The 12183-nt window shown below is 67.1% G+C and carries 8 protein-coding genes; 2 read left to right on the top strand and 6 right to left on the bottom strand.

Translation table 11 applies throughout. From position 1 onward, the window contains the following. On the top strand, nt 1–4216 hold a 4216-nt coding region (locus tag NBG84_RS29180; RefSeq protein ID WP_250922609.1), incomplete at its 5' end, for an NAD-glutamate dehydrogenase. Between the two features lie 25 nt (nt 4217–4241). Here NBG84_RS29180 and NBG84_RS29175 read toward each other — a convergent pair. The 3 genes from NBG84_RS29175 to NBG84_RS29165 form a co-directional block, all read right to left on the bottom strand. Continuing rightward, nucleotides 4242–5507 carry a glycosyltransferase family 87 protein gene (locus NBG84_RS29175; protein ID WP_250922608.1) on the bottom strand — a complete coding sequence of 422 codons (1266 nt, stop codon included), beginning with the start codon at nt 5505–5507 and terminating at the stop codon, nt 4242–4244. Nucleotides 5508–5679: 172 nt separating this feature from the next. Continuing rightward, nucleotides 5680–6228: a GNAT family N-acetyltransferase gene (locus NBG84_RS29170; protein ID WP_250922607.1), complete on the bottom strand. Its 549-nt coding sequence runs from the start codon at nt 6226–6228 to the stop codon at nt 5680–5682. Next, nucleotides 6189–7427: an NsdA family TPR-like regulatory protein gene (locus NBG84_RS29165; protein WP_250922606.1), complete on the bottom strand. Its 1239-nt coding sequence runs from the start codon at nt 7425–7427 to the stop codon at nt 6189–6191. The genes NBG84_RS29170 and NBG84_RS29165 overlap by 40 nt, the downstream gene beginning before the upstream one ends. A gap of 242 nt (nt 7428–7669) precedes the next feature. Here NBG84_RS29165 and NBG84_RS29160 point away from each other — a divergent pair, with 242 nt between their 5' ends. Beyond that, entirely contained in the window at nt 7670–8077 is a 408-nt protein-coding gene (locus NBG84_RS29160) for an ATP-binding protein (RefSeq protein ID WP_250922605.1), read from the top strand. 369 nt (nt 8078–8446) lie between these two features. Here the strand turns inward: NBG84_RS29160 and NBG84_RS29155 are convergent, their stop codons facing one another. Genes NBG84_RS29155 through NBG84_RS29145 form a run of 3 tightly spaced genes read right to left on the bottom strand, consistent with a single transcriptional unit; the run spans nt 8447 to nt 12066 of the window. After that, on the bottom strand, nt 8447–9346 hold the full coding sequence (locus tag NBG84_RS29155) for a carbohydrate ABC transporter permease (protein ID WP_250922604.1): 900 nt from the start codon (nt 9344–9346) through the stop codon (nt 8447–8449). Further along, the gene (locus NBG84_RS29150) at nt 9343–10695 is read right to left on the bottom strand and encodes a carbohydrate ABC transporter permease (RefSeq protein ID WP_250922603.1); all 1353 of its coding nucleotides are present in this window, start codon (nt 10693–10695) and stop codon (nt 9343–9345) included. Before NBG84_RS29150 ends, NBG84_RS29155 begins: the two co-directional genes overlap by 4 nt. A 3-nt stretch (nt 10696–10698) precedes the next feature. Then, nucleotides 10699–12066, bottom strand: coding sequence for an ABC transporter substrate-binding protein (locus NBG84_RS29145; RefSeq protein ID WP_250922602.1), 1368 nt, complete (start codon nt 12064–12066; stop codon nt 10699–10701). Between the last annotated feature and the right edge of the window lie 117 nt (nt 12067–12183).

The following is a 12183-nucleotide window of genomic DNA, read 5'->3' as shown; positions in this document are numbered from 1 at the left end:
TGAGCTACTGCGCTGGCTTGCGGCTGATCACTTCACCTTCTTGGGCTACCGCGAGTACACCCTTACGGACAGTGACGCGCTCTCGGCCGTACCCGGCACCGGACTCGGCATCCTCCGCTCCGACCCGCCCCACAGCGAGGACGAGGACCACCCGGTCAGCCCGTCGTTCAGCAGGCTCCCCGCAGACGCCCGGGCCAAGGCCCGTGAGCACAAGCTGCTCGTGATGACCAAGGCGAACAGCCGTGCCACCGTCCATCGCCCCAGCTACCTGGACTACGTCGGGGTCAAGAAGTTCGACGCGGACGGCAATGTCGTCGGCGAGCGCCGCTTCCTCGGGCTCTTCTCCTCCGCCGCGTACACCGAGTCGGTTCGTCGTGTCCCGGTCATCCGCCGACGGGTTGCCGAGGTCCTCGATGGCGCGGGCTTCTCGCCCAACAGCCACGACGGCCGGGATCTGCTCCAGATCCTGGAGACCTACCCGCGTGACGAGCTGTTCCAGACCCCCGTCGACCAGCTCCGCACCATCGCCACCAGCGTCCTCTACCTCCAAGAGCGTCGCCGGCTGCGGCTCTACCTGCGACAGGATGAGTACGGCCGCTACTACTCCGCCCTCGTCTATCTGCCGCGCGACCGCTACACCACCGGCGTACGGCTGCGACTGATCGACATCCTCAAGGAGGAGCTCGGCGGCGCCAGCGTCGACTTCACCGCGTGGAACACGGAGTCGATCCTCTCCCGTATCCACTTCGTGGTCCGGGTCGCCCCCGGCACCGAGCTGCCCCACCTCACCGACGCCGACACCGAGCGCATCGAGGGGCGCCTCGTCGAAGCCGCCCGCTCCTGGGCCGATGGCTTCTCCGACGCCCTGAACGCCGAGTTGGGTGAGGAGCATGCCGCCGAGCTGCTCCGCCGGTATGGCAACGCACTCCCCGAGGGCTACAAGGCCGACCACTCACCGCGCTCCGCCGTCGCCGACCTGGTCCACATCGAAGCGCTGACCGACTCCGGCCGCAATTTCGCGCTCTCCCTGTACGAGCCGGTCGGCGCGGCCCCCGGTGAGCGTCGCTTCAAGATCTACCGCACCGGTGAGCAGGTCTCGCTCTCCGCCGTGCTGCCGGTGCTCCAGCGCCTTGGCTGCGAGGTCGTCGACGAGCGCCCGTACGAGCTCCGGTGCGCTGACCGCTCGCTTGTGTGGATCTATGACTTCGGTCTGCGGATGCCCCGCACCAGCGGAAACGGCGACCATCTCGCCAATGACGCTCGGGACCGCTTCCAGGAGGCCTTCGCCGCCGTATGGACCGGTGAGGCGGAGAACGACGGATTCAACTCCCTCGTCCTGGGGGCCGGCCTCAACTGGCGCCAGGCGGTGGTGCTCCGCACCTACGCCAAGTATCTGCGCCAAGCGGGCGCGACCTTCAGCCAGGACTATATGGAGGACACCCTCCGTAACAACGTCCACACCACCCGGCTGCTGGTCTCCCTCTTCGAGGCCAGGATGTCGCCCAGCCGCCAGCGCGCCGGCACCGAGCTGATCGATGGGCTCATGGAAGAGCTCGACGGTGCGCTCGACCAGGTGGCGAGCCTGGACGAGGACCGCATTCTGCGTTCCTTCCTCACCGTGATCAAGGCGACCCTGCGGACCAACTTCTTCCAGAAGGCGGACAGCGGCGCCTTCCACAGCTATGTCTCGATGAAGTTCGACCCCACGGCCATCCCGGATCTCCCCGCGCCCCGTCCGGCGTATGAGATCTGGGTCTACTCCCCCCGTGTCGAGGGCGTTCATCTGCGCTTCGGCAAGGTGGCGCGTGGCGGGCTGCGCTGGTCCGATCGGCGTGAGGACTTCCGTACGGAGATCCTCGGCCTGGTCAAGGCACAGATGGTGAAGAACACCGTGATCGTGCCGGTCGGCGCCAAGGGCGGGTTCGTCGCCAAGCAGCTGCCGGACCCCTCCGTGGACCGGGACGCCTGGCTCGCCGAGGGCGTCGCCTCCTACAAGACCTTTATCTCGGCCCTGCTCGACATCACGGACAACCTGGTCGCGGGCGAGGTCGTCCCGCCGACCGACGTGGTACGCCATGACGAGGACGACACCTACCTCGTCGTCGCCGCCGACAAGGGAACCGCCTCCTTCTCCGATATCGCCAACGAAGTCGCGGTCGCCTACAACTTCTGGCTGGGAGACGCCTTTGCCTCCGGCGGCTCCGCCGGCTACGACCACAAGGGCATGGGCATCACCGCCCGCGGTGCTTGGGAGTCCGTCAAGCGACACTTCCGCGAGCTAGGACACGACACCCAGACCGAGGACTTCACCGTCGTCGGTGTCGGCGACATGTCCGGCGATGTCTTCGGCAACGGCATGCTGCTCAGCGAGCACATCCGGCTGGTGGCCGCCTTCGACCACCGGCATATCTTCATCGATCCCACCCCCGACGCGGCCACCTCCTTCGCGGAGCGCCGCCGGCTCTTCGATCTGCCCCGTTCCAGTTGGGCCGACTACGACAAGAGCCTCCTCTCCCAAGGCGGCGGTATTCACCCCCGTACCGCCAAGTCGATCCCCGTCAACGCGCAGATGCGCGCGGCGCTCGGCATCGAGGCCGGGGTCTCCAAGCTCACCCCCGCGGAACTCATGCGGGCCGTGCTGCACGCCCCGGTGGATCTGCTGTGGAACGGCGGCATCGGTACGTACGTCAAGGCGGCCAGCGAATCCAACGCGGACGTCGGCGACAAGGCCAATGACGCCATCCGGGTCAACGGCGAGGACCTACGGGTCAAGGCCGTCGGCGAAGGCGGCAACCTCGGACTGACCCAGCTCGGCCGGATCGAGTTCAATCGCACCGGCGGCCGGATCAACACCGACGCCATCGACAACAGCGCGGGTGTGGACACCTCTGACCACGAGGTGAACATCAAGATCCTGCTCAATGGTCTGGTCGCCGACGGCGATCTCACCGTCAAGCAGCGCAATGTGCTCCTGGCGAAGATGACGGACGAGGTCGGCGCGCTCGTTCTGCGCAACAACTACGCACAGAACACCGCACTGGCCAACGCCGTCGCCCAGTCGCCCTCGCTGCTCCACGCCCACCAGCGCTATATGCGACGACTCGGCCGAGATGGCGCGCTCAACCGTGAGCTGGAGTATCTGCCGACCGATCGACAGATCCGTGAGCTGCTGAACAGCGGCAAGGGCCTGAGCGAGCCGGAGTTGGCCGTTCTCCTCGCGTACACGAAGATCACGATCGCCGATGAGCTGATCGCCACCTCACTGCCGGACGATCCTTATCTGCGCAGGCTGCTGCACGCCTACTTCCCCAAGCCGCTGCGCGAGAAGTACCCCGAGGCCGTCGACAGCCACGCACTGCACCGGGAGATCATCACCACCGTCCTGGTCAATGACACCGTCAACGCGGGTGGTTCGACCTTCCTGCACCGGCTCCGCGAGGAGACCGGCGCATCGATCGAAGAGGTGGTACGGGCGCAGACCGCGGCCCGCGCGATCTTCGGCCTCAGCAAGGTCTGGGACGCGGTCGAGGCCCTGGACAACAAGGTCGCGGCCGATGTCCAGACCCGTATCCGGCTGCACTCACGGCGACTGGTGGAGCGGGGCACCCGCTGGCTCCTCGGCAACCGTCCGCAGCCGCTGGAGCTGGCCGAGACCGTGGAGTTCTTCGCCGAGCGCGTGGAACAGGTCTGGGGCCAGCTGGCGAAGCTGCTGCGGGGCGAGGATCTCGACTGGTACCACGGCATCGTCAAGGAGCTGACCGAGGCGGGCGTGCCCGAAGAGCTGGCCGCCCGGGTCGCCGGGTTCTCCTCCGCCTTCCCGACCCTGGACATCGTCGCCATCGCCGACCGGACGAAGAAGGAGCCGATGGCGGTCGCCGAGGTGTACTACGACCTCGCCGACCGGCTGCGGATCACCCAGCTGATGGACCGGATCATCGAGCTGCCGCGGGAGGATCGCTGGCAGTCCATGGCCCGTGCCTCCATCCGTGAGGATCTGTACGCGGCGCACGCGATGCTGACGGCGGACGTGCTCTCGGTGGGCAACGGCAGCTCCACCCCGCAGGAGCGGTTCACCACCTGGGAGGAGAAGAACGCCTCGATCCTCGCCCGCGCGCGCGGCACGCTGGAGGAGATCCAGGGTTCCGACACCTTCGACCTGGCGAATCTGTCGGTCGCGATGCGGACCATGCGTCAGCTGCTGCGTACCCACAGCTGATTCAGCGCACTGCCCGAGCGGCAGCTCACAGGGGGTGTCCCGATCGACGGGATGCCCCCTGTCGTGCTGTGCTCGCCCCCCAGAGCCGGCGGCAGGACACCAGTGCGGCGCCCAGCAGAAGACCGTTTCGCAGCACCATCAGCGCACAGCCGAGCGGGGTGCCGGCGACCACGTCCTCGTACAGCAAGGGGAAGGCCAGGGCGCTCAGGGCGGCCGCGGGCAGTATCAGTAGGGCGACCGGGCGCTGGGTGGTCGCTCGGGAAGTGAGGCAGACAGCCGCGAGGCCGAGCAGCCAGACCAGATACTGCGGGCTGATGACCCGGCTGGTGACGGTGAACAGCAGTACGGCCGCGAAGGCGGCATCCAGCGCGGTCGCCGACGTCCAGTGCCGGGCCCGTACGCGCCACAGGAGCAGCCACCCAAGGGCCAGCGCGCTGAGGACCAACGAGAGTCGGGCCGTCTCGGTGACATAGGGTCCGACCAGCTCGAATGCCCCGTACTGGAATCGGACCTCGCCCTTCCAGCCGGCTTGGCGAGCGAGTTGCAGCGCCGTCCCGCCCAGCGACTCGATCTGTACACCCCGGTCGCCCTGCTGCCGTAGAAAGCTCAGGGCATGGCTGAATCCCCATCCCAGGACGATCAGTAGTGCGGCGGCGGATGCGGCGGCCGAGGTCCAGACGGCGCGCGTCGTACGTCCCGGAGGGGCGCCCAGGACGGTGAGCAACGGCCAGACCTTGATCATCGCTCCGATGCCGGCGAGCGCCCCAGCCGTCCGTGGATGGCGGCGCGCGGCGAGGAGCGCGAGGACCGCGACGGCGGTGACGGGGACGTCATAGCGGGCCAGTGGCAGGTTCAGCAGCAGGGGCAGCCCGCCCACCCAGAGCCAAGCACCCTGTACGCCGGCTCGCGCCAGGGCCAGGGTGATCACGGCGTCGGCGAGAAGGATCACGACGACAAAGGCCTGGAAGTAGGTCAGCCACGGCAGAAGGGCGGGGGAGAGGAAGACCAGGGCGGCGCCCGGCGGGTACTGCCAGGTGGGGTCATCGAGGGGGAAGGCGCCCTGGATGAGCTGTTCGTACCAGGTGCGGTAGAGGGTGTGCACCTCGCCCGCCACACCGGAGTCACCGAGTTGGTCGATGAGCAGGAGTATGACCATCCCGATCCTGGTCGCCGTCCAGCCGCCGACGAGTGCGGCGGTGCGCCGGCTGGCGATCCGGGCCGGACGGGATTTTCTCGGGCCCAGGGAGAGCGGGTGGCCGACCGGTAGCGGGGCGATCCGATGGAGCGTCATCGGCCGGTACTTTAGTCCGCTTTAGGTGATTTTCCGGTTATGTTCAGATTTAAGGGAGGTCGGGGAGCCTTGCAGGTGAAGGAGCCCTCGGATGGCGAAGGTGAGCCTCCCTGCGGTGAAGATGCTGGTGGCCCTACCTCTGACCAGGCTGCCGTGGTGGGCCGTGACGCTCCTAGCGCAGGGTGCGCAGCATCACCGCGTACAGCGGCGAGTCGGGGAACGGCTGACGCTCACCGATCTTGCGGTACTGCCAGGACTCGTACAGCGCCTGCACCCGCGGGTGCGTGGTGTCGACCAGCAGTACGGCCATATGCTCGCTACGCGCCCTCAGCAGCGATTCATGCAACCGCGCCGAGACGCCGGTCTTGCGCCATCGCGGTCGTACCATCAGTTCCGAGACCGCGAAGGTCGACGGATTGTCCGGGGTGGCGGCCAGATACTCGCGCCACCACTCCCGACCGGCCCCCGTTGGAGCACCGTAGACGAATCCGACGGGTTCACCGCCCTCATAGCCGATGACACAGGAAAAGCCGGGATTGCCGCCCCAGTGGTCGACGAACCAGGGGAAACGCTGAACAAAAGGGTCGCCGGCCTGGTCCGAGTAGGAATCGGCGTGTACATCCAAGAGCACCTGTCGAATACCGGGTAGATCGCCGTGACCGTACCGCCGTAGCTCGACATTCACTTTCGACTCCACTGGTCGCGGTAGCGGTCGCCCCATGCTCGGGCCACCGGGCAGGTCAGGGCCTGTTCCTGTAGATCGCGGTAGAAGTCGCTCATCAGTGAGCGCATGCGCCCGGGCAACTGTCCGCCCGCCATCAGGTCGAAGACCGTGGACGCCGTGTCGCAGGCCTGCTCGGTATCGCCCTGATGGAGTTGGGCGAGTCCGAGCCGGGCGGTCGCCAGGGCCCTGTTGCGGCGGAACTGACCGGGCAGCACCGCCAGTGCCTTGTGCGAGGCGGCTTCCGCCTCGGCCGCGTCGCCCAGCCGGTCCTGGACGATGGCGCTCAGCGCGTATAACTCGGCCGGACCGTAGAAGGCGATCCACGACGGCCGGGGGGTGCTGGGGTTCGCCTTGCCGAGCAGGTCCTCGGCGAAGCCGAGTGAGCGCAGCGCGGGCTGACGGTCTCCCTTGTTCGCATGGCCGACTGCGGTACGGGCGTGGGCCAGCGAAGCGAACAGCGGGTCGCGCCGGGTGATCGCGGTCGCCTGTGCCGCATGGGCGGCGTCGACGGCCTGGTTGTGCTCCTTGCGCTGATGGGCCAGCATCGCCACCGAGTTCCAGACCCGCATCTCGGCCGTGGGGTCGTCGGCCATCCGCGCCAGATAGAGCGCCTCCTTGAGTTGGCCCTGCGCCCGCCCCAGGTGACGCGCGTCGATGTTGGACCAGGCGGCGGTCGCGGTGAAATCGGCGGCGAGCCCCAGAAGTCGCTGCCGGACCCGCTGCGAACTGGCCCGACTCTGACTGCCCAGACACTCGGCCGCCCCGCTGAGCGCGGTCCGTTCCAGGGCGGCATGGCCACCGCGTGCGTCATCCAGCGCCATCAGACCGTCCAGGCTGGCGCGCAGCCTGGCCACGTCCGATGTGCCCACCCTGCCGGTCGTGCTCGGGGTGGTGGGCAGTGTGGAACCGGCCGCTGTGGCCGTGGTGGAGGCAAGGAAGGTGCGGCGGAGCAAGGGGCCCTCCGGAGGAACGAAGCCGAGCTCGACGGTTGGACGCCCGAATACTGCCTCTAACGCGGCCCGTTGGCGTGGGTGCGGCCAGCGGGATTTTCCGGTTAGCCAGTAGCGGACGGTCCTGTCGCTCACGGTGCCCCGATGCCCTGCGGTCCTCAGCTGCTCATTCAGCTTCTCGACCAACTCGGCCTGGGTGAACCCTGCTTCCTCCACCGCTGTTTTCAGGCGGACGTTTGGAGTCACGAGGCTCACGTTAGCGGTTCTGTGTGTGGCTGTTGAGGTCTACGTTCCGGTTCCTGGACTCGAAATTTCCGGTCGCGCGCAACCAGCCCCGCCCGGTTTTTCCTGCCCTGGCCTGATGCCGAGGCGGTTGTATGAGCGCCTGGCTGCCCCTGCCAGGCAGCCGCCCCCGCTTCCGCCCTCAGCCCCCGTCGTGGCGGAAGCGGGTCCCCCCGCGCCCCCCCACTTGTCATGAGGCTCACATGATGACGAAAGCTGAATCCGTCCCCATCGGATGTCCGAGCTACAGCGAAGTGCTGGATTGCGTACCGCAGTCGGTGCGCAGAGCCAGAGTGCTGGTGACGGCCGCACTGCTGAAGTGGGACATGGCGGAGCTCACGGATACCACCGTGCTGGTGGCGAGCGAGCTGGTCGCCAACAGCGTGGAGCACTCCGGGTGCCGGCTGATCCATATGGTCGTCTCCCGCCCCTCCCGCTCGGTGATCCGGGTAGCGGTCGTCGACGGTTCCACCCGTCAGCCCCTGATACGCGAGGCGAGCGTGCAGGAGGAGCGGGGACGGGGGCTGGCCGTGATCTCCGCCCTTGCGTGCCGCTGGGGTACCGAGCCATTGGACTGGGGCAAACGGGTATGGGCTGAGCTCACCCTGCCCTGAGGCCTGTCGGATGGATGTCTTCGACGGGTGAGTCCCGGTCCATGGGCCCAAAGCCGCTGGGCCCTTCCCCAAGAGGCGGCGCGCGTCGGACGCCGATACTGATGCGCGCCGCCTCAGGGCTGTCCCGGAGAGCCTTCCGGCACGCTGGAACCGACGAAGCGGCTCGGTGGTACAGGGGCTCTGAGCGTGCGAGGGGCGTAAGGGTCCGGCGGGTGTGCGGGTGTGAGGGCGTAGGGGTCCGGCGGGTGTGCGGGTGTGAGGGCGTAGGGGTCTGGCGGGCGTGCGGGTACGGGTCTGCGGGTGTCGAGGCCCGCAGGGAGTTCGGTGGCCAAGGGGTCCGAAAGCCCTGCGGGCCGCTGGTCGGGCCGGTTACTTCACCGCCCCCGCCATCACCCCCGACACAAAGTGCCGCTGGAAGGCGAAGAAGACCGCCAGCGGAATCACCATCGACAGAAACGCCCCGGACGCCAGCACATCGATGTTGTTCCCGAACTGCCGTACCTGTCGCTGAAGCGCCACCGTGATCGGTGCGCCCTCCGAGTCCGCGAAGATCAGCGCGACCAGCATGTCGTTCCACACCCACAGGAACTGGAAGATCCCCAGTGAGGCGATCGCTGGCGCCCCCAGTGGCATCACCACCTGGGTGAAGAGCCGCAGTTCACCTGCGCCGTCCAGGCGGGCCGCCTCCAACAACTCCCGTGGAATCTCAGCGAAGAAGTTCCGCAAGAGGAAAATGGCGAAGGGCAGTCCAAAGGCGACATGGAACAGGATCACCCCCAGCGTGGTCTCGAAGATCCCGATCTCACCGAAGAGTTTGGACACCGGTACCAGCGCCACCTGTACGGGCACCACCAGCAGCGCCACGACCCCCATGAACCACCAGTCACGGCCCGGGAAATCCATCCAGGCGAAGGCGTATCCGGCGAGCGCCCCGATCACCACCACCAGCACGGTCGCCGGCACGGTGATCGCCACACTGGACCAGAGGGAATCGGTGATCGCCTCGTTCTCCAGCAGCCGTTCGTAGTTCGCCGCGGTGAGCTGGGCCGGCTCGGTGAACACCTTCCACCAGCCGCTGGCGGCGATGTCGGCGGGATCGCGCAGCGAGGAGATCAGCAGACCGAAGGTCGGCATCAGCCAGAACAGTCCGACCAGGATCAGGAAGACGCGCATCGCGCCGCCACCGGTCCGGGTCGCTATCCGCGCCGGAAGTGACTGCTTGGCCTTGACCGAACCATCGCGTGCTCCCGGAGGAGTCCTCGGTGTCATCGGCGGCTCTCCCTTCGCATCCGACGGATGTTCACGAACATCACCGGGAGCACCAGCAACAGCAAGAGCACCGCAATGGCACTGCCCAGCCCCAGGTGCGAGTCCGTGCCAAACGATGAGCGGTAGAGCTGGAGCGCCAGGACGTTCGCATCGTCTTGGGAGGAACCGGGCGCGATGATGTACACCAGGTCGAAGATCTTCAGCACGTTGATCATCAGGGTGACCAGCACCACCGCGAGCACCGGTGCCAGGAGCGGTACGGTCACTCGGCGGAAGACCTGCCACTCATTGGCGCCGTCCATCCGCGCCGCCTCCAGCAACTCACGGGGCACACTGGCCAACCCCGCGGCGATGAGCACCATCGCGAAACCGGCCCACATCCAGACATAGCTGCCGATGATCGCCGGAGTCACCAGGGATGGACCGAGCCAGTTGACGCCGTTGTAGGGCTCCCGGAAGTTCTCGGCGGGCAGTCGTAGCAGCGCACCGTCCGCCGAGGCGGGAAGGGAGAACGTCCCGTCCGCCTTCGCCCGGGCCGACGCGACCACCGTGCCGTCCTTGACGGCCTCGACCTTGATGCCCTTGAGGCCCAACTCCGTGCCGTCGATGGCATTGGGCTTTCCACCGCCACCCCGGGTGAAGTCCAACCAGGCCGTGCCCTTGATCTCCGAACCGGACGCGGCAGGCGCGGGCTTCGCCGGCCGGGCGTCGTCCGGCATCTTCGCCGGAGCCACGCCCACCAGGGGCAGCAGCGCCTGAGTGCCGGCCGACACCGGCTCCTTGGTGATGAACGACCCACCGCCGCCCGCCGTCAGCGGATGCACCGGCAGCGGACGCGCTCTGGGGAAGCCCGCTGACTCGGCGAAGGTGTCATGGACGCCCACCCAGACCGCGTTGGCGACACCGCGATCGGGTTCCTGCTCGTAGACCAGTCGGAAGATGATGCCGGCCGCGAGCATGGAGATCGCCATCGGCATAAAGATGATCAGCTTGAACGCCGTTCCCCAGCGGACGCGTTCGGTGAGTACGGCGAAGATCAACCCGAGCACGGTGGCGACCGCGGGGGCGACCACCACCCAGACCGCGTTGTTCTTCACCGCGGTGAAGATCGTGTCGTCGGTGAAGATCTCCAGGTAGTTGTCCAGTCCCGCGAAACCCTCGCCGGACCGATCGAAGAACGACCGATAGACCGAGTACCCGATGGGGTAGACCACGAGCGCGCCGAGCAACACCAGTGCGGGCAGCAGAAAGCTGGCCGCGATGAGCCTATGGGTGCCGGTCACGCTCTTACGCTGCGGAGTGGGTGGGCCCGGTTGCCCCGGGCCCCCCGCTTTTGCTGCGGTTGCCATCCGTTAGCTCTTGTACGCCTTGGCGGCGTCGGACTCCAGCTGCTGCTGGGTTCCCGCGATGTTCTTGGGATTCTTCAGAAAGTCCTGGAGCGCCTTCCAGAAACCCTTGCCCGGAGTACCGCCGAAGGACTGCGGCATCTGGTCCGACATATCGAAGCGGAAATCATCGCCCGACGCGATCAGGGCCTTGGCGATATCGCGCAGTACGTCATTGGGGTAGGCGGCGAGATCCAGTGACTTGTTGGGGGAGAGGAATCCGCCCGCCGCCGCCGAGATCGCCGCCGCGTCCGGTGAGGCCAGGAACGTCAGCAGCGCCTGCGCGCCCTTGCTGTCCTTCAGCGCCACGGCCGCGTCCCCGCCCGTGACCACCGGGGGTTCCGCGCCCACGGCTGGGAAGGGGAACACCTTGGCATCCGTACCGATCTTGGCATCCGTCTGGGCGATGTTGACAGTGACGAAGTCGCCCTCGAAGACCATGGCTCCCTTGGGCTGGTCACCGCCGGTGAAGGTCTGGGTGACCGACGCCGGGAACTCCGTCTGGAGCGCGCCGTCCGCCCCACCCGCGATGAGATTCGGCTTACCGAAGAGCTCGGCCAACGTCGTCAGGGCCGCCTTCACCGAGGGATCGGTCCATTTGATCTTGTGCTGGGCGAGCTGGTCGTATTTCTCCGGGCCCGCCTGGGAGAGGTAGATGTTCTCGAACCAGTCGGTGAGCGTCCACCCGTCAGCGCCCGCCACCGAGACGGGGGTGACACCGGAGGCGGACACCGTTTCGGCGGTGGTGATGAAGTCCTTCCAGGTCTTGGGTTCCTGCGCGCCCGCATTCTCGAATGCGGCGCTGTTGTACCAGATCAGGGACTTGTTGGCGGCCTTGTAATAGACGCCGTACTGCTCGCCCTTGACCTGGCCGATCTGCTGCCAGCCCATGGAGTAGTTCTTCGTCAACTGCGCCTTGGCTTCCGGTCCGACGGGCTTGGCCCACTTGCGTTGGACCGCCTGCTGGATGGCGCCCGGCTGCGGGAGCATCGCCACGTCGGGAGGGCTTCCGCCGGCAATCTTCGTACCAAGGAAGTTGACGATCGGGTCCTGCGCCGGCACAAAGGTGACTTCGGCACCGGTCCGCTTCTCGAACTCATCGAGAACCCTGACGAAATTCTCTTGCTCGGGGCCGCTCCAGACGGCGGCCACTTGCACTTTCTCCCCGTTCAACTTGGGGAGTTGGAGGGTGGATGTGGGGGCTGAACCCTTGGTGTCACCGGATTTCTCTGGTTTACCCTCACCGTCGCCATCGCCACCACATCCGGCCACTGTGAGCGCGACAACTGCGGTTAATACCGCGGCGGTCCTGCCCGTACGAAGAGTTGTGCGCATTGCTGCCCCGTCTCTTTCGTGCGTTCCCGTTGACCGATAGGTGTACGCCGGGCCCAGCAGTGTCGCAACACCGCCGCGAGGCCCGGGCCGTCTTTTGTGATCCCTCTGTGACGTGCT

The sequence above is a fragment of the Streptomyces albipurpureus genome (assembly GCF_023701525.1).
Taxonomy (GTDB): domain Bacteria; phylum Actinomycetota; class Actinomycetes; order Streptomycetales; family Streptomycetaceae; genus Streptomyces; species Streptomyces albipurpureus.
Note: the sequence above shows the minus strand (reverse complement) of the source record. Positions and strands in the feature narration are given on the sequence as shown.